20 protein-coding genes and 1 pseudogene are annotated in these 23,658 nt (G+C 65.5%); 9 read left to right on the forward strand and 12 right to left on the reverse strand.

Annotated elements, in window-relative coordinates; translation table 11 throughout:
- Window positions 1-45: 45 nt before the first annotated feature.
- Genes FHU13_RS23020 through FHU13_RS23030 form a run of 3 tightly spaced genes read right to left on the reverse strand, consistent with a single transcriptional unit; the run spans window position 46 to window position 1,080 of the window.
- The gene (locus tag FHU13_RS23020) at window positions 46-297 is read right to left on the reverse strand and encodes a hypothetical protein (RefSeq protein ID WP_183438168.1); all 252 of its coding nucleotides are present in this window, start codon (window positions 295-297) and stop codon (window positions 46-48) included.
- Window positions 298-300: 3 nt separating this feature from the next.
- A complete protein-coding gene (locus tag FHU13_RS23025) occupies window positions 301-801 on the reverse strand; it encodes a hypothetical protein (RefSeq protein WP_183438169.1) in 501 nt (166 codons plus the stop codon).
- A 12-nt stretch (window positions 802-813) separates the two neighbouring features.
- A complete protein-coding gene (locus FHU13_RS23030) occupies window positions 814-1,080 on the reverse strand; it encodes a hypothetical protein (RefSeq protein ID WP_183438170.1) in 267 nt (88 codons plus the stop codon).
- A 770-nt stretch (window positions 1,081-1,850) separates the two neighbouring features.
- Between FHU13_RS23030 and FHU13_RS23035 the strand changes: the two genes are divergently transcribed.
- The 4 genes from FHU13_RS23035 to FHU13_RS23045 all read left to right on the forward strand — a co-directional run bounded on the left by FHU13_RS23035 (window position 1,851) and on the right by FHU13_RS23045 (window position 4,550).
- Complete coding sequence (locus tag FHU13_RS23035) at window positions 1,851-3,317, forward strand: DUF4041 domain-containing protein (RefSeq protein ID WP_183438171.1); 1,467 nt, start codon at window positions 1,851-1,853, stop codon at window positions 3,315-3,317.
- A gap of 3 nt (window positions 3,318-3,320) precedes the next feature.
- Window positions 3,321-3,488: a hypothetical protein gene (locus FHU13_RS27405; RefSeq protein ID WP_210287803.1), complete on the forward strand. Its 168-nt coding sequence runs from the start codon at window positions 3,321-3,323 to the stop codon at window positions 3,486-3,488.
- Between the two features lie 73 nt (window positions 3,489-3,561).
- Window positions 3,562-3,837, forward strand: a complete 276-nt coding sequence (locus tag FHU13_RS23040; protein WP_246714817.1) for an SH3 domain-containing protein — start codon at window positions 3,562-3,564, stop codon at window positions 3,835-3,837.
- Window positions 3,838-3,962: 125 nt separating this feature from the next.
- Window positions 3,963-4,550, forward strand: a complete 588-nt coding sequence (locus FHU13_RS23045; RefSeq protein ID WP_183438173.1) for a hypothetical protein — start codon at window positions 3,963-3,965, stop codon at window positions 4,548-4,550.
- Here the strand turns inward: FHU13_RS23045 and FHU13_RS23050 are convergent.
- Window positions 4,541-5,794 (reverse strand): site-specific integrase, encoded by a 1,254-nt coding sequence (locus tag FHU13_RS23050; protein WP_183438174.1) that lies wholly within the window; start codon window positions 5,792-5,794, stop codon window positions 4,541-4,543. The genes FHU13_RS23045 and FHU13_RS23050 overlap by 10 nt on opposite strands.
- Before the next feature lie 1,589 nt (window positions 5,795-7,383).
- Between FHU13_RS23050 and FHU13_RS23055 the strand changes: the two genes are divergently transcribed.
- On the forward strand, window positions 7,384-13,302 hold the full coding sequence (locus FHU13_RS23055) for an esterase-like activity of phytase family protein (RefSeq protein WP_183438175.1): 5,919 nt from the start codon (window positions 7,384-7,386) through the stop codon (window positions 13,300-13,302).
- Window positions 13,303-13,627: 325 nt separating this feature from the next.
- On the opposite strand, the pseudogene FHU13_RS27410 reads toward FHU13_RS23055, so the two are convergent.
- Window positions 13,628-13,738: pseudogene (locus FHU13_RS27410) on the reverse strand (transposase); the annotation flags it as partial.
- A gap of 263 nt (window positions 13,739-14,001) precedes the next feature.
- Window positions 14,002-14,493 (reverse strand): hypothetical protein, encoded by a 492-nt coding sequence (locus FHU13_RS23065; RefSeq protein WP_183438177.1) that lies wholly within the window; start codon window positions 14,491-14,493, stop codon window positions 14,002-14,004.
- A 32-nt stretch (window positions 14,494-14,525) separates the two neighbouring features.
- Between FHU13_RS23065 and FHU13_RS23070 the strand changes: the two genes are divergently transcribed.
- A complete protein-coding gene (locus FHU13_RS23070; protein ID WP_183438178.1) occupies window positions 14,526-14,975 on the forward strand; it encodes a hypothetical protein in 450 nt (149 codons plus the stop codon).
- Between the two features lie 18 nt (window positions 14,976-14,993).
- Here the strand turns inward: FHU13_RS23070 and FHU13_RS23075 are convergent, their stop codons facing one another.
- From FHU13_RS23075 to FHU13_RS23100, 6 genes are all read right to left on the reverse strand, one after another.
- Window positions 14,994-15,308, reverse strand: a complete 315-nt coding sequence (locus FHU13_RS23075) for a hypothetical protein (RefSeq protein WP_183438179.1) — start codon at window positions 15,306-15,308, stop codon at window positions 14,994-14,996.
- Window positions 15,309-16,439: 1,131 nt separating this feature from the next.
- Entirely contained in the window at window positions 16,440-16,790 is a 351-nt protein-coding gene (locus FHU13_RS23080; protein WP_183438180.1) for a hypothetical protein, read from the reverse strand.
- 15 nt (window positions 16,791-16,805) lie between these two features.
- Window positions 16,806-17,489 (reverse strand): hypothetical protein, encoded by a 684-nt coding sequence (locus FHU13_RS23085; RefSeq protein ID WP_183438181.1) that lies wholly within the window; start codon window positions 17,487-17,489, stop codon window positions 16,806-16,808.
- 10 nt (window positions 17,490-17,499) lie between these two features.
- The gene (locus tag FHU13_RS23090; protein WP_183438182.1) at window positions 17,500-18,060 is read right to left on the reverse strand and encodes a sigma-70 family RNA polymerase sigma factor; all 561 of its coding nucleotides are present in this window, start codon (window positions 18,058-18,060) and stop codon (window positions 17,500-17,502) included.
- A 97-nt stretch (window positions 18,061-18,157) separates the two neighbouring features.
- On the reverse strand, window positions 18,158-19,312 hold the full coding sequence (locus tag FHU13_RS23095; RefSeq protein WP_246714812.1) for a S8 family serine peptidase: 1,155 nt from the start codon (window positions 19,310-19,312) through the stop codon (window positions 18,158-18,160).
- Between the two features lie 727 nt (window positions 19,313-20,039).
- Complete coding sequence (locus tag FHU13_RS23100; protein WP_183438184.1) at window positions 20,040-20,318, reverse strand: hypothetical protein; 279 nt, start codon at window positions 20,316-20,318, stop codon at window positions 20,040-20,042.
- A 523-nt stretch (window positions 20,319-20,841) separates the two neighbouring features.
- Between FHU13_RS23100 and FHU13_RS23105 the strand changes: the two genes are divergently transcribed.
- The 3 genes from FHU13_RS23105 to FHU13_RS23115 all read left to right on the forward strand — a co-directional run.
- Complete coding sequence (locus tag FHU13_RS23105) at window positions 20,842-21,744, forward strand: hypothetical protein (protein WP_183438185.1); 903 nt, start codon at window positions 20,842-20,844, stop codon at window positions 21,742-21,744.
- Window positions 21,745-22,292: 548 nt separating this feature from the next.
- Complete coding sequence (locus FHU13_RS23110; RefSeq protein ID WP_183438186.1) at window positions 22,293-22,535, forward strand: hypothetical protein; 243 nt, start codon at window positions 22,293-22,295, stop codon at window positions 22,533-22,535.
- 677 nt (window positions 22,536-23,212) lie between these two features.
- Window positions 23,213-23,658: 2-dehydropantoate 2-reductase N-terminal domain-containing protein (locus FHU13_RS23115; RefSeq protein WP_183438187.1), on the forward strand; the 446-nt coding region annotated here is incomplete at its 3' end.

Raw genomic sequence — 23,658 nt, forward strand, 5'->3', positions numbered from 1 at the left:
ACACTGGCGGCGCAACTTGTCAAGCAGACAAGATGCAATGGCTTTCTATGTCCCCTTCAGATCTCTATCGCCACCCGAGGCCCAGGCGCGTTGTGACGGGCCGCCCACAGGAGCTGCGAGAGACGGCTCAGCATCGCCGCCGTCCTCGAAGTCTGAATCGCCATCGGCCTGGTCGAGCAGCAGTACAATGCGGTCGACGACGTCGAGGGCGAGTTCGGCCAGCCGCTCGAACTCGGCTCGTGGGATGGTGGCAGCCGGGATGCGGCGACCGCCAGGAAAGCGAACAAGGTTCGTCATGGCTCAGCCCCAGGCCTTCAGCGCTTCTATGAGGAGAGTGGGTGCGTCCCGACGATCGATGCGGCCGCTGCATTCGATCTCGTGAAGGATCTGGGTGCAGAGGATGTGATCCCGCTCGTCGTCATCGGCCGGCTTGCGCCGGGAAAGCTCTTGCACGCACCGATCGCTCAAGAACCCGAGCCGTTCGCATTCGAAATCCGCAAATCGGCCGAGTGTAGTCGGGCGCGGGATCCCCGCCCACTCGCTTGGCTCGTTGCATCGAGGCATGTTCGCGACGTGCCGCCAGAAGTCCGCCGTGTCCCTGGCGATTTTGTAGATGAACGCCATGTCGGCAGTGGTGAACGGCGAGAAGTCGAAGCCATCGGCATATGCCTGCGGATCCGCGAATTGGGCTGCTTCTGCCTTGCTGGGCAGATGCCGAGCAGCGCTCTCGCGTGCCGATGCGGCCCGGCCGCTGAGGTCCAGTGCCTGAGCTGCCTGTGAGATAGTGGCTCTCTGGCCCATGATCTGCCTCCCTCACCCGATCCGCACGAAGCCGTAGGCGAATACGCCTCCGGCAACGACGACGAGGGCGGAGATCATCTCGCCGCCGAGGTCGAGGAAGCGCAGAGCTCGAACATGCGCTGTGTCTGGCCGGACCGGCGCGACGGCCTGCCAGGGCTCGATCGAACCGGGCGCGGCCTCATCAATCTCGAGGTGCGGTGATTGCCGCGCATAGAGCGCGGAAGGCGAGCGAAGCCGTTCACCGGCGCGTGCCGGTGCTGTAGAATAACGGGTAGCCATGATGCGTCGTCCCTCGACGTGCGTGGTCAGGGCCGAGCTGGAGGTTGGCGCTTCCGCTCGGCCTGTTTTTGTGATTAAATGTAGTCAGTCGTCGAGTCAACTACATTTAATGGACGTTATGGGTCGCCCACCCTCCACCGCGCCAAAGAGCCTTCCAGTCTCGCTCCGGCTTCCGCCGGAGGTGAAGGCAGCGGCGGAGCGGGCCGCCAAGGATGACACTCGTTCGATGTCGAGCTTTCTTGAAAAGCTCCTCACCGAGCACTTGAAGGCGAAGGGCTATCTAAAATGACCGACGCTAGCGCTGAGGGACAGTCCGACAAACTCGGCGAGGTCGCGCGACGGGCAACTTTGATGGCCGATCGCATCCTCGAAGCGCAGATCACGAATAGGCCGATACCGTAGGAGCAGTTCAACGCCCTCGTGAACGCCGCCTGGCTGTTGCAGGAGCACGGCGTGCCATGGCCGTCTTTGGTGGAAGAGGTTCTGCATGAGGCTGGTAAGCGCTTGAACCGAGGCGAGGCCGCACCTGAAACAGCGGATCCTGAATCTGAAGACGATGGCGCCCTCGCCGGCCTCACGCGGTTCTTAAGCGGCTTCCGACGCAGCTGATTTGGTTGATAGGTGGTCGCCCTGAAGGGGCCGCGTCATCTTCATAGAGGAAAACGGCGAGGGGCCGGGCGTACGGCTGCGCAAGGCGGCACAGCGGCAAAGACACAGCCCAGCCTTGATGGCATCCTGAGGTCGGATTTTCTTCGGCCAGGGCGATTCAGATGCACGTCGAGGCGGTGGTTCTAGTCACGATCGCGGTGGTCTTCATCGTCTGCCTCATAGCGGCCGTTACGGCTGCGCTGCTGTTGCTGAAACAGCGTCGAGCAGCCGCGGCAATGCTTAGAAGATTTTCTGGCGTCATAGATGCAGACGCTGAACTACAACGAGTTCAGGAGGAGGCCGCCAAGCAGCGCGCGAGCACAGAAGAACTAGCTACCAAATATCAGACAATCGAGGCGCGCTACGCCAGCATTGTTGGCGCGGAAGCAATCGTCAGCAGCCTAGAGCATGAAGCGGTACGCCTTGCTTCCGAAGTTGAACGTACTCGCGCTCAATACAAAGAGAAGCGAGCCGTCTATGATCGTCTCGCGAGGGAAGTAGCGATATTCGACGAGCGCTTGGCTTTCGCTGAAATGGGCGTGTACGAGCCTCACTTCGACTTTGCTGATAGTGAGCAATATAAAGCACAGATTGAGGACGTGCGAAGCTGGCAAAAGGCCATGATCTCAGCAGGGACGGCGGTCACTTGCAGCATTCAATGGTCCGTCGATGGCAGCGAGGCCAAAGGGCGAACCATGACGAATCGGGCCATCAAGCTCACGCTTCGGGCCTTCAACGGTGAGTGCGACGCTGCCATTGCGAACACTCGCTGGAACAACGTCAACGCGATGGAAAAGCGTATTGAGAGGGCCAGGGATCAGGTCAACAAATTAAACGAGTCCAATCATGTTGTCATAGCTGGTGAGTACGCGGCCCTGAAGTTTAAGGAACTCTTCCTAACCCATGAGCTGCGAGAAAAGCTCAAAGCGGAGAAGGACGAGCGGGCCGAGGCTGCGAGAGCCTCGCGTGAGGAGCAAAAGCTGCTTCGCGACATAGAAGCAGCCGAGGAAGCCGAGGCGCGGTATCAAAGGTTGCTGGCCAAGGCTACCGCTGATGCGAACAAGGCCAGCGGAGCGAAGCTGGAAGCCCTCACCGGCCAGATCAGAATGCTTGAGGGCGATCTCGCTGAGGCGCATGCGAAAGTGGAGCGTGCTCAAGCGTTGGCCGAACGCACCCGCTCCGGCTACGTCTACATCATCTCGAATGTCGGCTCATTCGGGAAGGACGTGGTCAAAATTGGCCTGACCCGCCGGCTCGACCCCCTAGATCGGGTGAGAGAGCTTGGGGATGCAAGCGTGCCCTTCACGTTCGACACACACGCGATCATTTACAGCGATGATGCTCCAGCGCTGGAGCGGTCGCTGCATGCAGAGTTCGAGAAGACTCGCGTCAATGCTCAGAACTATCGGAAAGAATTTTTTCGGGCTTCGATCGACGAAGTAGAGATTGCGGTCAAGAGACTGGCGCCCGCGGCCCCTTTCATCAAAGATGTCGAGGCGCAGGAATATCAGGAGACGCTCGCTAAACGCCATCAAGCACTCAGTGCCGCGGGCGTCACCACTGCCCCAGAATTCCCGATTGCAATCTGAGGCTTGGAATCTCTCGCGCGGCAGCTGAACGCGATCGCTCACCGGGTGGGCGCGATCGACCTCGCACCCGTCTCGATGGCCGAGGAGCTGACGCGGGTTTTGCTGGCGATCGAGGCTGTCAATCGTGCTCTAGCCAACGCGGGTCAACCCTTCATGGCTGCAGAAGCCTGACTTCCTGCTAAGCTGCTTTTCTACAGGATGGGAGCGGGCGCAGATGTCGATTCGAGATGGGGTCTTGGGGCTGATGCTGATGCTCGGCGTGCCGGGCGCGGCCATGGCTCAGCAGACGCTTCGCGTCATCGACACGGCCCCCAACGACGTCCTCAACGTGCGTGAGTACCCGACCACGGGCGCCCGCATCGTCGGTGTCATCCCCCCGGACGGTCGCGGCATCGTCCCCCTCGGCGACCGCAACAGCGGCTGGGTATTTGTCCGCTATGAGAACGTCGAAGGGTGGGTATCAAGTCGTTTCGTCTATCCGGAGTCTCCGCCCATCCGGCGTGGCCGTAAGCTCGATTGAAATTCTGGAATCCACCTAGGGTCCCCTCGTATCAAATTCAGTCAACTTCGCTGACGTTGATTGTACAGGGACGCAGATCATTAGGCCGCGCAAATGGCAAATCGATCCGAGTAGGAAATATTAATATGTTCGATCCATGGATAGGGAAAAACTATGGCAACCGGCATAATAGTTTGAGTGGATTTCGGTTGCTGCTACTGGGCGAAAGTCATTACACGCACAATCCAGAAGCCGTTGGTGTCCCCAATCCAAGCTTCACAAATGAAGTAGTTGAAGCACTGGCGATCGATTCATCTTATGTTTTCTTTAAGCGTCTATCTCATCTTTCTACAGGAATAACTCGTGAGCGCTGGGATGATAGAGAAAACTATGAGTTCTGGCACTCTGTAGCGTTCTATAACTTCGTTCCCGACATGCTGGCACACAAAGCGCGCCCTTCAAATCAACAATGGGCAGCTGGCCGCGCAGCTTTTCCGCAGCAACTTCAGAGAATTCAGCCTGACGGGGTAATTGTCTGCGGCCTTGCCCTTTGGTGGTGGGTACTGGATTCGCTTCCCGGCGGAGTGGACGCTCATCCGCCCGCTCAAGGTATAGCTCGGTCGGAGACGACGCAGTTTATCCGTATCCCTCACATAACGGGGGCACGCGGCGCGAGTGCCTACTCTTATGCCGTTTCGCGTCCGATCGTTGCTGCAATGTTAAATCAGCATTGAGCATCATTTCGCTCTCCTCCAATTGCTACAGAGATCGCCGCCGCCACGCGATCCGCCGCGGCGAGCAGCACCGCATCGAGGTGGTGGACGTATCGGCTGGTTACGGTGCTGCCGGCGTGACCGAGCATCGCGCCGATCGTTGAGTCGCTGAAGCCGAGGTCCCCTGCCACCGAGGCGAAGGAATGGCGCAAGGTGTGGGCTGTGACGCCCTCCAGGCCGGCGCGGGCGACGATCCGCTCCAACGCGTCGGGGAGGCTGACGAACGATCCGGAACCGCGTGCCGCGGGCAGCACGAAGGGGGAAGCGGTCTCCCTCGGCAGGGAGTTTAGCACCGCGACCGCCGCCTTGCCGATCGGCCGGACGGAGGCGCCTTCCTTGCTGTCCTCGAGCCGCAGGCAGGACTCGACCCGATCTACCTCGGACAAGCGCAGCTTCACCACCTCGCCCAGGCGGCAGCCGGTGAGAGCCAGGAGCCGGACGCCAGCCACGGCCTGCCATCGCTCGTCCCGGCTGTCCTCCGCCTCCTGCAGCACCCGGCCGAGGGTGGCGAACTCTTTAAGGGAAAGACGGCGGGTGCGCTTGCAGTCGGCGGGCTTCTTCACTCCGGCCGCCGGGTTGACTGTGATGATGCCCTCGCCGATCGCAAAGCTGAGGATGCCGCCGAGGAGTCCGGCAGTGCGTGCCGCGGTGCCGGGGCCGCCCTCGACCACTGCTTTGCCTCGGAAGCCAGTCTTGACCACGTCGGCGGTCTTGCCGGCTTGCACGTCGCGAACGAAGCGCCGCACGTCCGACTGAGTCAGCTCGACGACGCGGCGCCTGCCGAGCAGTGGCTTGATGTGTCGTTCGATGCGGCCGCGATCGACGTAGAGGGTGGACGCTTTCTTGGCGACGCCGCGCTTGCCCATGATCAGCCCTATGTCGGCGGCCTCAAGGTAGCGGTCGCAGAGCTCGGCGATGTTCATTGAGGCCCGACGCGTGGCGCGCTCCTCTGCGGGATCCTCCCCGCGTGCCACCTGGCCGAGGAGCGCTTTGGCCTCGCGACGCGCCTCGTCCGCCGTCAGGGCGCCGTGCAGGCCGAGCGTCGCCCTCCGGCTTCGCCCGTTGGCCCGGTACTGGACGAGGTAGCTGCGTCGGCCAGAAGCAAAGATCCGGACACCAAAGCCCGGCAGCTCGTCGCACCAGATGAAATAGTCCCGGCCATTTGGCTCGGCGGCCTCGACGAGCCGCTTTGTGATCCTCGGCATCCCCCGTCCCCTGGCGCTGCGGAAGCACTGCGGAAGCACGCGGAAGCAAATCGCCGCCGTCCGCCGCAAACGAGGGAAAAGCCGATTCTGCGGATTTCACAAGGCAGGACAGAGGTTTAGCAACCACAGGAAAGCTTGGGCAATTACGCGAAAATCCTGAACACTAATCCTCCGAAGGCAAAGGTCACACGTTCGAATCGTGTCGGGTGCGCCAACCTAACCCCCCTCAAATCGTTAGTCTTTTTGAATCAAGTTGGGTGTGATCTTCGGCTCTCTCAGCCGGTTTGACGCGCTGAGCTGGCGCTGAATGTCCCTGCTCGCACCGCGTTTGAAATTTCCTCATTGCAGATCGTCATCGCAGCCGTGGCGAGCACCTCGGCGCCCTCTGATAATGATACGAGCTTCACGATCTGGTTCGTTGTGCATTCGTACCTCTTGTCTCGGTAGAGCGTCGCGACACTGTCCGCCTCTTCAAGACCGGCTCGTTTCGCGGCTTCTTGCCCTCCAGTCTCCTACTGCTTAGCGGCTATCTCCCGGGCTTCAGCGGCAGCGAGCCGCTCGAACTTGCCCCTCAGCCAAGTGCCGGGTGCCCGCGGTAGATCTCTGATGTATGGACCAGAAAAACGTCTGCCCGGTCCCGGCCCCATAAAGCTGATCATGCGTGCTGATCAGCGTATTGATTTCTGCGCCACAATGCCCCTTCGGCAGCGATAGCAACGCATCGGCCCACTGGCCTTGCTTTGCCAAGTGAACTGAGACAGGGACCATAAGCAGAGAGCGAGCAATACAGTTTGTTGCAGTTCGCACGTAAGGAAGGTGTATCGTCCGCTTCTGAGCGTCTATCAGAGAGCCAATGTCGGCTCGAGCGCAAGCCTCTAGGCTCCGCAACATCGCGCAGACTGCGATAGCACGCCATGCCAATCCACGCATTGCGTCACCACAGCTTAAAATTGCTCAGCGCTTAACAGTGTCACGCAACCTGAAGGGCTGGGTGCCATGCGGGAAGTTATCTGCGCAATTGCTTGGCACCCAGAGCAACGGCTAAGACTTCGCAACGGCGCCGGCGATGCAACACGTGGGTCCTATTAGGCGCCTGTAGTGCCGCATCGCACAAAGGGCACCTCACGATTCTTGAGATAGTCGCGTGGCTGCAGCCGGTAGCGGCTTGGATCTGCGACCAAAACAAGCCTTTACCGCGATTCCGCGGCTGCGCTCCACGTCCTCCGCACAGCCCTTGTGGCGGCCCTCAGCCTTCGCCTTGGCCTGCCCCTGCGCTTGGCGCCGCCGGCCAAAGTACCCGTGGAGCAGTGGCCGACCCTGCACGAACTTCGACACCGGACCACCTCCTGGAAGCCGGCCATCGTATGGCCAGGCACGTGACGTTGAGGGCCGATCCGGGGCTCGCCTGTGCGGACCTTCACCGAGGGATCGGCCTGATCCGCTGCAGCACCCGTTGAAGCGCGACTTGAAATTCCGGTTTTTTATCTAGTATAGATGCGGCCGCCATTGCTAATAGGGGCCGCGCCTGCGGCATCATCAGTCTTCTTTGCTTAGTCGGCGAAGATAAACCGATATCGGGGTGAGACTTTATGACGAGTTCGCTTCAGCCGAGCACCGGCAGCGTCAATGCGCTCCTGAGCGGGTTCACCGACATCCGGACCAATCGTCCGGACATCCTCGCCAAGAGCTTGCAGACCGTCAAAGACATCATAGCGGCCAGCACGGCGGCCGACCGGAAGGCGGCTATCGCCGACGATACGACCTATGCGACGTCGGGCATCGCCGGACCGGCGCTCGGCGGCCTCGGCGTCAGAGGAATGCCCTACGGCAATGCGGACGGATACGGCTGGACCATCAACGACTCGGCCAATGTCCAGTCAGCGACCGCAAAGAACTACTTCGCTTATCCGCGCCCCTTCGTGGTGGACAAGAGCATCAAGCCCCTCGTCGCAGGCAGCGGCGGTTCGCTCCCGAGCGGTCACACCACCAAGGGGTTCGCGGAATCCCTCTACCTCGCCTACATCTTCCCCGAGCGGTATCAGGAGATCCTGACCCGCGCGAGCGAGTACGGCGAACATCGCATCGTCAACGGCGTCCATTATCCGCTCGATATCGTCGCCGGCCGCATGGTCGCCGAGTGGAACACGGCCCGGCTTCTGAGCCCCAGCCTCTCGCCATCAACCAGCCAGGCGATCGCCAACACGGCGGTTTCCGTGCGCACGGCGATGATCGCCGCGATCTCTAAAGCGACGCCGGCGGGCAGCGAGCCCAACACCATCGCCGAACAGGCCGCGAGCGGGCCGACGGACCGCTTCAGCGATCCGGCCGCCAACGAGGCCGATTGGGAGCGCCGGATGACCTTCGGCCTTCCCAGCGTCGGGGCGACCGACCAACCCATGGCCGTTCCGGCCGAGGCCCCCTACCTTCTGGCCACCCGTCTGCCTTATCTCAGCCTCGATCAAATCGCCGAGGTGTTGCGCACCACCGCGCTCCCGTCCGGCGTGGTCATGGACAACGGCAACGGCTGGGCCCGCCTCGACCTCTACCGGGCCGCAGGCGGATACGGCCGCTTCGATACCGATGTCAGCATCACGATGGATGCCGCCAGGGCCGCCGACGACAGGCGGCCCGGTGCCGGCTTCAACGCCGCGGCGACCTGGAGCAACGACATCGGCGGCGTCGGCCGGCTCATCAAGGACGGCTCCGGCGTCCTCACCCTGTCGGGCGACAACACCTTCGCCGGCATCCAGCTCGTTGCGGGCGGTATCAACCTGACGGGCAGCAATGCCTTCACGGGCTCGACGCAGGTGACGGGCGGGACCTTGTCCGTGACTGGCCCGGCTCTGACGATCGCGGGCGATCTCGCCGTCGGACCGCTCGGCGTGTTCCAGATCGGCAAGGCCCGCGTGGCAGTCGAGGGGGCCGTCACGGCGCAGGGATCGGTCGTCCTGACGGAGGCGGCTGAGATCGACATCACGCGCGACGGGATCGTCTCGGGCGCGGTCTCCGGGGCCGGTGGCCTCACCAAGGGCGGCGTCGGTCAGCTCACGCTGGCGGCGCCCAACACCTATTCCGGCGGCACGGTCCTGGCCGCGGGCGCGCTGCTCCTCGGCGACAGCGCCGCCCTCGGGAGCGGGGCGCTGTCGATCGCGACGGGCGCGACGCTGGGATTCTCGTCGAACGCCCTCTCGGTCGCGAACGCCATCACGCTGAACGGCTCCTCCACCATCACGGTCGGGTCCGCGCTGACGAGCGAGTCCCTTCTGGGGACGATCGCCGACGGGTCGGCGCCCGGCGCGATGAGCAAGACCGGCTCCGGAACGCTGATCCTGTCCGGGCCGAACAGCTATTCCGGCGGCACCACGCTCGTCGACGGCACCCTGGAACTGCGGGGCCTCGGCGCGGCCGGAGCGGGAGCCATCACCTTCAGCGCCGGCGCCCAGACGCTCCAGCTCGATTCCGCCGGCAGCTTGGCCAATTCCCTCCTCGGCTTCGCGCCCGGCGACACCATCACGCTGCGCGCAATCAATCCCGGCACGGCGATGCTGAGCTACGCCAACGGCGTTCTCGGCGTCACCGACGGCCGGTCGACGAGCACCCTGAAGCTGGCTGCGGCACCGCAGGGCTACGGCTACGTGACGAGCGCCGACCCGAACGGCGGCCTTGACCTCACCCTGGCGCCGACGACACAGGCCAACAACCAGGCCCCATTCGCCCTCACCGACCGATCCTCGCTCACCTCCCTGACCTACCTGACGCAGACCAGCTACCCTGTCACCTACGCCACCCAGGGCTACACCGTCGGCGGCCTATCGGGGATCGACTACAATCCGACGACGAAGACCTTCATCTCCCAATCCGACCACGGGAAGGACAGCCAGCCCAGGCACTTCTTCTCGCTCCAGGCGAACTTCGTGGCCGGCCAGCCGGGCTACGGTCTCAGCTTCACCGGTGCGACGCGGCTCGGCCCCGACGACATCGAGTCGATCCGCTTCGATCCCTCGGGGAACGGGATCTGGATAACCACGGAGGGCACGCCGCCGCGCATCTACCACCTCGCGTCCGACGGCATGTGGTCCCAGATCAAGGTCCCGGACAACATCGCCACGCGCGCAGGCAGCAACGCCAGCCTGGAGGGCTCGACCTTCACGCTCAACGGGTCGTACGTGGTCTCGATGGAGGCGCCGCTCTCGGGCGACACCGGCAACCTGACGCGGATCACGCGCTTCAAGCCCGACAGCAGCGTCGCCGCCCAGTACGCCTACAAGCTGGAGAGCGGCGGCGTTTCCGAGATCCTGTCGCTCAGCGACACCAAGTTCCTGATCATGGAGCGCGGCTTCGACGGCAAGCCGCAGACGACGCCGCCCGTGAGCGTCTCGCACAACAGCGTCCGCATCTACGAGATCGACACCAGCGCCGCGACCGACGTCCAGAACATCCGAAATCTCTCGGCCGGCGGCCCGTTCACGCCGGTCACGAAATCGCTGATCCTAGACGGCGCCTCGCTGGCCTCGACCCTCAACACCTACGAGACCAAGATCGACAATCTGGAGGGTATGAGCTTCGGTCCGAAGCTGCCGGACGGCCATGACAGCCTCGTCCTCGTCAGTGACGACAACTACAATCCGACGCAGGGCAAGACGCAGTTCCTCGTCTTCAAGGTCAACACGCCGGTGCCCGCGCTCCAGTTCTGGGACGGAACCTCGCCGATGGCCGACGGCCGGATCGGCGGCGGGAACGGGACCTGGTCCGCGGGCGCTGCGGCCGAGCCCTGGGCCCGCGCGGACGGCACGGTGAACGATGCGTGGAATGGGGGGACGGCCGTGTTCGCCGGCCCGTCCGGGACCGTGTCGATCGATGCCGGCGGCGGGCCGGTCTCGGCCGGAAAGCTGGACTTTCAATCCGACGGCTACCGGATCGTCGGCGGTCCGCTGACGGTCGGCGCCGGCGGCCTGACCGTGTCGGTTGCCGGGACGGCCCAGGCCAGCCTCGGCGTGGCGCTCACCGGTGCGAACGCGGTGACGCTGGCGGGACCCGGCACCCTCGTGCTGAGCGGCGCCAGCACCTACTCCGGCGGCACGGTCCTGGCCGCGGGCGCGCTGCTCCTCGGCGACAGCGCCGCCCTCGGGAGCGGAGCGCTGTCGATCGCGACGGGCGCGACGCTGGGATTCTCGTCGAACGCCCTCTCGGTCGCGAACGCCATCACGCTGAACGGCTCCTCCACCATCACGGTCGGGTCCGCCGTGACGAGCGAATCCCTTCTGGGGACGATCGCCGACGGGTCGGCACCCGGCGCGATGAGCAAGACCGGCTCCGGAACGCTGATCCTGTCCGGGCCGAACAGCTATTCCGGCGGCACCACGCTCGTCGACGGCACCCTGGAGCTGCGGAGCCTCGGCGCGGCCGGAGCGGGAGCCATCGCCTTCAGCGCCGGTGCCCAGACGCTCCAGCTCGATTCCGCCGCCCTCGGCGCGGATGCGGGGCACAGCTTCGCCAACACGATCTCGGGCTTCGGCGCGGACGGCGACGTGATCGATCTGCGCGGGATCGGCGAAGCGACGTCCGCGCGTTACGAGGCCGCGACCGGTACCTTGACCCTCTCCGCCGGCAGCACCCTCGCCGCGACGCTGCACCTGAGCGGCGGCTACGACGGCATCGCCTTCACCGCCGCAAGCGACGGCCAGGGCGGAACGCGGGTGACGGCGTACGGCGACACGACCGCGCCCGCGGCCCCGACACAGCTCGCGGACGCCGCCGTGAAGGGCGGCTCTGTCGGCGCGGCAAGCAACACCGCCGGCCAGTCGCTGACCGGGCTTGCCGAGGCGGACAGCCTCGTCACCGTGTTCGACGGCACGATGCGCCTCGGCACCGCCGCGGCCGACGCCGCCGGCACCTGGAGCTTCGGGCTCGGCGCCCTCGCGGAGGGCAGCCACAGCCTGACGGCGACGGCGACCGATGCGGCCGGCAATACAGGCCCGGCGAGCGCCGCCCTGGTCTTCACCGTCGATACGGTCGCGCCTCAAGCGCCGAGCCTCGCCTTGGCGCATGATACCGGTATCGTCGGTGACGGGATCACCGCCGATGCCGCGCTGGCGATCCCGAACGCGGAGCCGGGGGCGACCTGGGCGTTCCGCGTCGATGGGGGTGCTCCTGCCGCCGTCTACGGCCCGGGCGCGCTCAAGGACGGCGCGCACACCGTCTCCGTCACGCAGACGGATGCCGCCGGCAACGTCTCGGCCGCCGGTTCGCTGAGCTTCCTGCTGGACAGCCAGGCCCCGGTCCTCCAGCCCGTCTCGCGCATGCAGGTCGGGCTTGTTCCGGCCGAGGGTACGGTCCTGGCCGGGGCGACGGACGCGACGGCGCTGCATGTCGTCGATGCCCGCTTCGGGAGTAACGGCGCGGAGTTTGCTGTCCCGGCTGGCGGCCAGACCGTGGTCTCGGGCAGTCACGGAACCCTGTCGATCGCGGGGGACGGCAGCTACCGCTACGTGCCGGCCGCCTACGCCGCGGACGGTGACACCTTTTCGATCGACGTCGCCGACGCCGCCGGCAATGTCAGCCGGACCAGCCTGCACATCGCGACCTCGTCGGCGATCCCTCAATCGGCGCCGAGCTTCACCTTCGCCCTGACCGAGGCCCGGTTCGACTTCAGCCACGGTCACGACCTGATGACGGCGCCCGACGGGACCGTGACCGATCTGACCGGGGCGCGAACGATCACCTTCACGGACGGAACCGTGCAGGAGGCGGACGGGTCGCCCCTCGTCGACGACCTCTACTACGTCGCGACCAACCCTGACGTCTGGGCCGCGCATGTCGATCCCGACCAGCACTACGCGCAGTACGGATGGCGCGAGGGCCGCAACCCGAACGCCTATTTCGACACGCGCGCGTATCTGGCGCAAAATCCGGACGTTGCGGCGGCGGGGGTGAACCCTCTGACCCATTACGACACGTATGGCCGGCACGAGGGCCGCAGCCCCGGACCCGCGTTCTCGGCCGAGGCGTACCTTGCCGTGAACCCGGATGTGGCGGCGGCCGGCCTGGACCCGCTCGCGCACTACCTGCAATACGGTCGGTCCGAGGGGCGCGCGACCGTCGCCGGTCTCACCCTGACGGGAGACGGCGACCACCTCTACGGCGACTTCGACGCCTCCTTCTACCTTGCCGCCAACCCCGACGTCGCCGCGGTCGCCCGGTCGTCCGGCGTCGCGAGCGACAGCTTCGCCTTCTCGCACTATCTGCGCTACGGCGCCCCCGAGGGTCGCGATCCGAACCCGTATTTCGACACGCGCTTCTACCTCGCGCACAATCCCGACGTGGCGGCCAGCGGCATGAACCCGCTGCTGCATTACGAGCAGTACGGCTGGCGCGAGGGCCGCGATCCGTCGGCCGCGTTCGGGACGAACACCTACCTCACGGCGCATCCGGACGTGGCCGCCGCGCAGATGGACCCGCTGCACCATTACCTCGTCAACGGCTTTCAGGACGGGCGGCCCATCGCATAACCTCCCAGTTCTGCCGCGTGTTCTAGATAGGGCGGATGCCAGATAGTAAAACTACTCGCGTTATTAAGATTTTCTACAGGCGCTAGATGTTTGATCCCAGAGTTTGATGGTGCATCCTTCACGCTGGAGTGGAGGGATGCGCTATGCGCCAAGTTCTTCATGGCAGGGCCGCGACGGAGGTGGTCCGTCGAGCGTTCCAGCATCGTCAAGTGAGCTTGAGGGCGCTCTCGAAGCGCTGCGGAATCAACCCGAAGCCCGTCGCCAGGTGGAAGCAGCGGTCCTCGGCCGCCGACTAGGTCGCATGGACAGTTACCGGAGCCACAGAATGCAGGATGCCGCTGATCACCCGCCGGTCGTCCACGCGCGGCTTGCCCGGGTGACCGTGAGGCAGGTGCGGTTCGATCTGCGCCCAGGCTTCATCCGAGAGCTGAAACAACCGTGCCGTTGCCCTCCTTCCGCGCTGGGAAACCCAAACTAAGGGATAAAACGCAAGCGATGGTAATGGGTTGTACGGGATTCCTACCTTGCGCGTCGCGAGGCGTGGTCGGGCGTTCGTAGAACCAACCGGGACCGACGCGGTGTCCAAGGGCAGCGCCCGCTCCAGCAGCCCCGCTCCAAACAGCTCGCGGAAGCCGCGATGCGGCATGTGGGCGTAACCAACATGGCAGCGGCACTGCGCCAGCGGGCAGGGCCGTGACGTCAGGGCAGCATCGAAATCCACGTCGTAGAGGTTGCCGATCCGGGCCGGAACGACGTGGCAGCGGCGGACGTCGCCATCGCCATCGACGCTGACCACGCTCTCGCCCGTGGCGCAGGCCCGGCCCCGGCTGCGGATTCCGGTGCCGTTGATGTCGAACAGCGGATCGATAGCGCGTAAGCGTTCGAGGTCGTCCGGCCGGTAATAGCTCGCCCCTCGTCCCGGTAGGCGTTCACCCAGAGATAAATCTCGGGACGCAGCGCCCAGCGGAGCGCCGCGAGCGCGTCGAAATGCTCGCGCTTGCCCACGATGCCGACGCTGTAACTGATGCCGCGCGCGTCGAGTTCGGCGCAGCGCCCGAGGAAGCGGTCGAGCCGCGTCTCGCCCGGGTGGAAGGTGCACCAGAACGCGATGCGCTCCGGATCACAGCCATCGAGCCAGCCGGTCGGCCAGGACAGGTTGGTCTGAGCGGCAACCCGGCGGATATGAGGCATCCGGCTCAGCCGCGCCATCGTAGCAGGGCTGGATGGCCACCTTCTGGGTGCTGTTCGGCGTCGTGGCGCTCGGCGCCATGCTGGCCGCCTGCGCGGTCTACACGGCGCCTGCCCTGATCTCGGATCGGCAGATCCGCGAGACGGCCGAGTCGGTGGCGGATGCCCGGATCAGCGACGGCAAGTGCAGCTCCAAGATCGCGATCCACATCTGCGACCTGACGCTGAGCCTGCGCCAGCCCAACGGCACCATGACGCGGCGGGTGAACTACGTGTTCGCCGGCCTGCATGTCGGCGATTTCAGCGCAGGGGTGATGGCCGACCCGGCGCGCCCCGACCGCGTCACCACCGATCTCGGCCTCGATCGGCTCTGGAATCGGACGATCACCCTCGTGGTGATCATGGCCGCCCTCGCGGCGGCCATCTTCGGGGCGCTCATCTCGGTGGTGCGCAACCGGAGCGCCGCCGCCCGTGCGGCTGGGTGAGGGACCGTCCGGGCCGGATCAGCCGTCCGCATGCTCGGCCGCATCGAGCGCCTTCAGCACCGCCGGATTGCAGCCGTAGCGCCGCCGCAGCCGCTTCTCGTCCGCCTCAACGGCTTCGCAACGCAACGTCCTGAGGGCGGCGATCTGCCGACCGCGGGCCGCATCGTAGGCATCCTCTCCGGACCAGTGGTTGCAGCCCATCCGCCGGTCCAGATAGGCAACGACGTCGGCGGGCAGGCTCGTCCGGGCCGCGGGCGAGATCGTCGGTTCGGCGCGCACCGGGGCGAGCAGGTGCGCGACGATGAGCGTGGCGGAGGTCCACAATCGGGTCATCGTCACATTCTTCCGTCGAGGGTTGCGGCTCCGCTTAGCAGAGCTTCGACGTGAGACTCAGACATGCACAGCCGCTTCCCTCCGGCTCCGGGAGGTCGGCAAGGACAAGATGGGCCGCGAGGCGCTTCAGGCGTGATGAACGGGGATAGGGAGCCGGAAATCCCCACCGGGTCCGATGCGATCTCCGATAGAGCCTCCGCGCCGCACGCTGGCGTGATCAGCTTTTTCGTTCGAGCGCTTTGAACCGTGCTGCCGTCTCCCGCGACCAATGGAGGTCAGGGCCGCTGATGGTCCTCAAACGCAGGAGACGAAGATGTCGGGTCGTCGCAAACTGATGAGCATCGTCCTTCTGGTTGGTCTCGGCGCGTTTGGCACGACGGCAGCCTCCGCGCACGGGCCGAACCATCGCCCCGGCCCGGGGTTCAGGCCCGGCCATTTTGGACACGTTCACTGGGGCCACAGGCATCATCACTTCAGCCCCTGGGGCTACTCAAAGATCTACTACGGGGGACATTGCCATGCCCGTCGCTGGATTGACGATTTCGGTGACGTCGTAGTGCGCAGGTTCTGCCACTGACCGATATCAGGACGGCCTCATCAAGTGTGCCGGATCTGACCAACCAAAGCCGGAGGACAGGGGCGCTGCCCCATCCAGCGCTCCTTAGCATCACCTTGACGCACCTGGGGCCTCTGTGGACCCGGGTGTGTTCCTCGTTCTGGGGACCGTTCGCGACGACATCTCAGCGACGCAGTTCCTGGCCTCCTATGACGCCTTCCACGCGAAACATGGTGAGGGAGATGGCCGCCTCCCGCGATGGTTGAACGTCTGACGGCTATGTCCGGGCAAGGCCGGTGGCGATGGCTGCCTGTGGGGGTCCGAGATGACAAGACAAAGGCCGAATCAAGTGTGCTGATCGTCGGCCCCGTCTACGCCGAGATACGGAGAACCCGAGGCTGCTCGTGGCAGAGAAGGTGAGGACGTGCAGAGTTACATGACAGGCCAGCGCGGCGTCTTGCCAGCCGGAGACGCTTCCGGGCTTCGACCGTCTACCCGGTCAAGCGAGTGAAGTCTTCGTCCCGTCGGCGGCGCGATGAGCGGCTGACCTCGGCCGGGCATCCGGCGCACATCACTCACCGGCATATCGCGCACGCCGGAGATAGGCTCACGGTACGCAGGAACCTACTCGGGACAAGGCGGTCTCGGCCCGCGCGGGTTGGGTAAGCGCCAAGCACCGAGACGTCGAAGCCGGGCACGAACCCAGAGGACTTTTCCGAGAGGTCGTTGACGGGCCTCTCTCCGCAGGTCTGCGCCTGCCGCCGCGTCCTGGCAACGGATGCATCCGCGGCGCGGCTGCCGGACCCGCCGCTGTTGTCGAAGGAGCCGAGCACCACCCACCAGCTCTCGATCGCGAGCGGCACGCCGCGCATGGGCTGGGCCTGTGCGACCAGTGTCAAGCACGCGAGGATCAAGGCGACATGCATCGCGGCCTCCTCTGTTCAGCGAACCGGCGCCGTTTCGGGCACCGCGAGAACGACCAAGCCGGACCTCGCGCGCAGCCGGCCGAGGACGGCATCCAGGTTATCCTGGACGTCCGCTCTCTCACGGAGACGAAGGCGATAGATGCCACCGGCACGGGGCCCGTCCACAATGGATAACCCGGTCTCCGCGAGGGCTTCCGTGATCTGCGCCGCCGTGGACGCCGGCGCGAAGGCGACGAGGATAAAGGCGCCGCCCGCCGGGGGCCCGCTCCCACCATGGGAAGCTGTCTCGTAGGTCGTCTTCGAACCACCCAGCCACGCGCCCGTCAGCAGACCCGCCTGCAGCAGGAGCAGGAGACAGGCAGCGAGAGCCGACCCGGCCAGCATCGGAGGCGGCAGGCGCGCCAACCTCTCGCCGATACGCCGCAGCCAGCCACGGGGACTTTGCTCCCGCGCCGCGAGGTCTGCGTCGATGCGCGCGAACAGGTCGTCGCGGGCCTTCATCGATGGCGCGCCGAGGCTTTCGTTGACGGCCACTGCCTCGTCCCGCTCGCCTTCAGCGAGACCGAGCCTTCGCGCGAGTTCCGGATCACGCGCGAGCGCAGCTTCGATGCGGGAGTTCTCTGACGGGCGAAGACGGCCGGTGGCGTACCACGGCAGCAGCAGCTCGTTCTCGTCGCGCTCCGGGTCGGTCGTGCTCATCGTGGCCTCCTCACGGCCATCCCCGGTCGATACCCGCCTTTACCAGAAGGTCCGACAGGCGCTTGCGGGCGTGGAACAGGCGGGTCTTCACGGTGCCCGCCGGGATATCGAGAACCTGCGCCACCTCCTCGACACCGAGCTCGTGATAGTAGACGAGGTCGATCACGGTGCGGTGCTCCAGGGACAAGGCTTCGAGGCAACGCCGCATCGCCTCTGCCTTGCTCACTTTCTGCAGCGTGACCTCCGGCGTGTCGGCCTCGTCCTCGACGGCCTCGGCCATCTCGGGCTCCAGCGCCTCATGAGAGCGCCGACGCATCGACGAGAGCGCCTTGAACCGCGCGATGGTCAACATCCAGGTCGTCACGCTGGAACGGCCCTCGAAGCGGCCGGCCTGCTGCCAGACATCGAAGAAGACGTCGCTCATCAGATCCTCCGCCCGGGTTGGGTCGCGCACGATGCGGACGAGGAACCGGAACACGGCGGTCGCGTGCCGGGCGTAGAGCCCCTGCATCGCCGTACGGTCGCCGCCGGCGATGCGCCGGATCAGGTCCTCGTCGGAGGGCGCACTCATCCGCACCCCTTCATGGGTCGCGCGGGCGAGGCGAACGGTTCAAATCCAAGAGCGCTTTTCCGTGCGGGAACCGGTTCCCGTCGGTCTATCGGCGGCATCACGGCTGGTCCGGCGCGGCGGCGCTGACCGGGGTTGCGCTCATGCCCTCGGTTGGTGGTGCTGGCCGCGTCTGCGCCGCAGGAGCGATGAGAGCCTGAACTGCTCCCTCGGCGTCGGCTGAGCCTGCGCCGAAATCCCGGTCTGGTCCCAGCGGTCCGAGGTCGCGGGCGCTGCGCGTCAGCGCCGCCCGCACCTCCGGAGGTGTCAGGTCAGGTTTCGCCTGAAGCATCAGGGCGACGATGCCGCTCACCTGTGCGGCCGCCATTGAGGTCCCCGAGAGGAGCCCGTAATTCCCGTTCGGTGCGGCTACGAGGATGTCGACGCCCGGCGCGGCCACGCAGAGATGCGAGCCGCGGTTGGCCGCTGGGAAGAGCCTGTCCTCCGCGTCGGTGGCCGTGACCGCGATGACGTTCGGGTCGGCAGCCGGAAACAGGGGCGCCGAGGCCGGACCAGCATTGCCGCCGGCGGCCACATAGACGACGCCGCGCCCGGCCCCCGCGGCGAGGAAATCGGAGAGGGCCGCATCCCAAGGGCCGGCGAAGCTCATGTTGACCACGCTCGCGCCCTTGCGTTGCGCCCAGTCGAGGCCGCGTGCCACGTGGATGGTGGTGCCTTGCGCACCGGTCCGGGTTTCGCCCGAGAAGGCGCGCACCGCGAGGAGGCGTGCCTCGGGTGCCGCGCTGGCCAGCTGGGTGCGGGCACCGACGATACCTGCAATGGCCGTACCATGAGGATGTGCGGCCACCGGCTTACCGCCGTCGAGGGCGTCATGCCGTTCGGACACGGCGTCACGGAGCGCGGGATGATTGCTGTCGGGCTCGGAATCGATGACTGCGACGGTCACGTCCTTGCCCGTGGCCGAGGCGTGCGCCTCCTTCAGGCGGAGCTTGCCCACGACGTACTGCGCGCCGGCGAGGGCCGGCATGGCTTGGGCGACGAGGGCATAGAGGTGGTTGGCCTGCGCCCTGCCGATACGCGAGTCGCGCGCAAGGGCTGCGACCACCTCCGCGATGGAACGGCGGTCCTTGAAGCGTGCGCGGTGCAAGGTCATCGGCACCAAGGTGAAGGTGTCTGTCGAGACCAGCTCAAGGCGCTCGCGTCGCAGGATGACGCGCAGGCTGCCCGCCGGTGCCTCCGCTTTCAAGGAGAACAACACTTCACCGGGGACCTCGCTCGGATCAGCGGCGCCCGGCCGAGTTGCGGCGGGGACAGGCGCCGGAACGGGTCCCTCCCGACGCGGCGGAGACGGTGTCCTGGCGAGCACCGGTTTCGGCTTGGCGACCGGTGATGCGATTGGCTTCGGGCGCTCCGGCCTTTGCGCGACCTTGGGCGGAGGTTCGCGAACGGGTGCGGTTTGCCTCGGACGCGGCGCCGGCTCCGCGCGATGAACGGTCGGCAGGCCTTGTGGCCGGGGACGCGGCCTTGGCCGATCTGCCGCAGGCTCGTCCTCGTACTCAGGCCGACGCGTCGGCCGTCGCGGTGGCGGATCCTCGTCTTCGACCTCCTCCACCCGCTTCGGCGGCGGGATCAGTCGCGGAATGATGCCGATCACGCCCGGCAGGCCAATCATCGGGCCGCCGCGATAGCCTCCGCCACCATAGCTGCCCCTGCCGTAACCGCCTCCCGAACCGGCCCCAATCGGACCGCGCACCTGCGCCTCGGCGGCGAGGCAACCAGGGAGCAGGAACGCCGCCGCAGCCAGGATGCGGCAGAGCCGTCGGAGCATGGACCGAACGAAGGCACCCGGCATTGCAGCACGTGCTCCCGCGACCGCTCGCGTAAGCCAGCGTGCGGCACTGTGAATGTAGATGAGCGGCCGAACTCAGTCCACGCGGCCCGGATGCTCCGGACCGCGCAATTCTGGCGGCGAACATCGGGCCTCATTCGCAGATCCGCACCCGACGAACATAGACGTTGCCGAAGTCGTCGTAGGTTCGCCGGACCTTCACGATGCACTCGTCGGTCTCGTCGGATGCGGCCGCGATTGCGGTGCCGACCACCACGGTCCCAAGAGCGAGTCCGCCCAGGACGGCGCCCCCGTGACCGAAACCGTAATGGTGATGGTGCTTGTACCCGTGGAAGGGCTTCGCCTCGGCGGAGCCTGCTCCGAGAGCCAGGCCGATGGTGCACAGGGCGGCGATGATCTTGGTCCGGGTCATGGCGACACTCCTCCGAATGGCTCGGGCCGCTCGGTGCGGTCCCGACATTCATTGGTCGCGCGACGCCGGGAGCCGGTTCACGGGTCCTCTCGAAAATATCGAGAACCGGACGGGAGCGGGACGGCGTCGTCCGGCAAGGAGAGATTAGAACCCCCGAGGGGCCCGGCCGCCGCGATGACGCGCGAAGCTCTTCCGGCCTTTCGGTCCGACAGGAACGGCCTCATGGGTATCCGGCTCCATTCCCTCGACCTCTATACCGTGTGAGCCCGGTCGCTTCCGGCCCCTCCGCCGGGAAGAACTCGGTCGCCACAGTGACACTTGCCGCTCAACTGAGTAACCGCCAGCTCGGGCGATGCGGCAGGAGGCGATGCACCTCGCGGGGAGGATCGGCCAAGGGGCTGCTTGAAGACTGAGCATAACGGCATCGCACACATGGCGCGGGAACCGGTCGTCCTTGCTCGATCTTGCCTTAACTCGACTTGAGGCGGCGGCTTCGCCAAGAGGGAGCAACATAGGTCGAGCGGTGGCCGGTGAGACGTTACAATTCAGCGCGACCCAGCAAGAGGCTGGCAATGGTGCGCCCGGCGCGACGGCGTCTTTCCCCTATGACCGCCTGACCGTTGAGCGGTTCCGCGCCGCATTTCCCCGCGCGCGGTGGCGCCACGAGCTTGGCGCTTGGTTCGTGCCTGGCACCACGGCCGAGCGGCGCCTCAAGGCATGGTCGGGCCGCGAGTGGTCGGGCATCCTGGCCTACGCCGATGAGCGGGGCCGCGACGCCTTCACGTTCGAGCCGGTCAGAAGTCCTTACCTAGAGGTGGCTGACGACTTGGTGGTCCGAACGCCGTATTCCCGCGCCGTCGTCGCCGCGTTGCGGATGGTACCTTGGGCCAGGTGGGACCCGGCATCGAAGGCGTGGCACGTCCCATTCCGGTCATTCGAGGAATTGCGACGACGCTGGCCGACCATTGAGGATGCTGCTCGCCAAGCCGAGCCTGAGGAGCGGCGGAAACGCGAGGCAAGTCGCAGAGCCTCGCCGGAGCACGCGGATAGGCTGGCCGAGACCGCGGAACGCCGCCGTAAGCGCTACCCGGTACCGGAGGACGCGCTGCCACCCCTCAGGCGGGTGGTGATGACCCACGCGGGATCCATGGTGTTCGAAGCGGTCACCGGCGAAGTCGTCGAAGCCCCTATCGCCGCTCGCTTCTACCCGGGCGTGGTGGCCGGGCGCGGTGCGTTGATCTGGGCGTCCTGGCGCAGGCCGACGCATGACGAGCTGGTCCGGGCTTGGCCAGCACGGGAAGCGCCGGGCTCGACCGAGCTGGCTCGTGGCTGGTGGCAGCCGACGATCGAGATCTTGCGCGAGGAACGTCGTAGGGCGGCTTCTCTGGAGCGCGCACGTGCGACACGCCGGCCCGGAGAGACGTGACCGTGCCTCTCTGCCGCGTGCAGTCAGGCTTCGGTGGACGCAGTCTTTTCAATGACATCCACCGAAGTGCGGCTGGGCCGGGGCTGTCGGCCGGCTTGCGCAACGCCGCCGAGTTGCGGATCAAGCAGGCCTATTCACGTGAACGGATTCGCCCCAGAACTCCTTGATGCGGAAGAGATCGAGTTGATGTGCCACCCTCATCGAGCGGCCTGGACGCACCCGCGGTTGACGTCTGCCGCCTCTGCACGGTTTTTGTTTGTCGCGGTCTCAGTCCAGAGGTGATCGGCTTATCATCACGGGTGCTCGCCGGACGTAGCGTCGCATGCTTGAAATCCGATGGCTTCTCGGAAGCGAACCATCTTCTTCACCACAGACGAACATCCGAAGCGGCGCAACTGAGACCGACAAGCCTGAGCTGCGGCAATGTCCGCTTCGGAGAAGCCGCCAGAGGCAGCTGAATCGCTGAGATGGGCGCCAAGAGGGTATGAGGTGGACATCGGGTCGAAGTTTGACCTCGATATTCTAAGCAAGAAAGGATCATCCGCACGATGCCGATCAAGGCCCTGAACGACCGTAAGAAGCTGTCGAGCGACTTCAACGAAGCCAACGATGCCTTCATCGACGCAGTGCTCGGTGCCCTCCAGGCCGGCGAGATCCCGCTCGATCTGGCCCGCGCCTACCTCGCCCATCCGGTTGCCATGATGCACTCGGATGGTGCGCAGGCCGTCGCTAACTACTTCGAGCGGATCCTGGCACAGAAGCCCAAGATCGATTGGATGCCCGGTGGTTGAGGCTGCGCGCGTGCAGTCGGCAAGACGGATTCCCCCGATGCCGGATCGTGCTTGCTCAGCATTCGGGTATCCGCACCGTGTGCTCGCTCACTTCATGCGAGAAGGGTATGCTGCGCTTCGTCATGGCTCCAGCGCCTCAAGAGCTGGAGCTGTCAGGACACTCGAAGCGGTTCAATCCGCCCGATCGATGACGCCAATGTCGAGCGCCAGCATTACGACGCGCAGGAAAGGTTCCGCGCCCAACTGCAGTCGTTCGTGGACGCCTAAAACTCCGCCTATCGGCTGCAGACTCTGAGCGGCCTCACGCCCAACGAGCATGTCCTTCGGGCCTGGACGAAAGGGCCCGAACGCTTCGGGCTCGATCCCTCGCACAACATCCCGGGACCATATGCCTAAGCTCGCAGATCGAGCATGCACGGTCTGAACGCAGGCCGGCATTGTTCTTGCCAAGCGATGGCATTGAGAGGCTCGGCCAACCGTCTTGGCTAATCTCTCGGCCCTGCTCGCATAGTGCGCGACCGATGCGTATCGGCTGTGCGTCGGCCGATTTGCTCTCGTGGCCCAGCCTGTGCGGACGCCTACCTGATGCGCGTGAACATTTCCAAGCAGACTGGCAACGGCCGACTTACAGACTGTCGCAACGCATCTCACCTTCGTTCTCTATAGGTCGTGATACCATGAAGATAACGATGATAGGATCCGGCTACGTGGGGCTGGTGTCAGGGGCGTGCTTGGCCGATTTCGGCCACGAAGTCGTCTGCGTCGACAAGGATCCTAGTAAAATCGCAGCGCTCGAAGCCGGACGTATGCCGATCTACGAGCCTGGGTTGGAGACACTGGTTGCGGACAATGTGCGCCAGAAGCGCCTGTCCTTTACGACCAACCTGAAATCGGCGGTGGCCAACGCCGATGTTGTGTTCATCGCGGTGGGCACGCCGTCGCGGCGCGGCGACGGCTTCGCCGACCTCTCCTACGTCTACGCCGCCGCCAAAGAGATCGCCCAGGCGCTCACCGGCTACGCCGTCGTGGTCACCAAATCGACCGTGCCGGTCGGCACCGGCGACGAGGTCGAGCGCATCCTGCGCGAGGCCCGCCCCGACCTCGAAGTCGGTGTCGCCTCCAA

This window comes from Methylobacterium sp. R2-1, assembly GCF_014191355.1.
Lineage (GTDB): Bacteria > Pseudomonadota > Alphaproteobacteria > Rhizobiales > Beijerinckiaceae > Methylobacterium.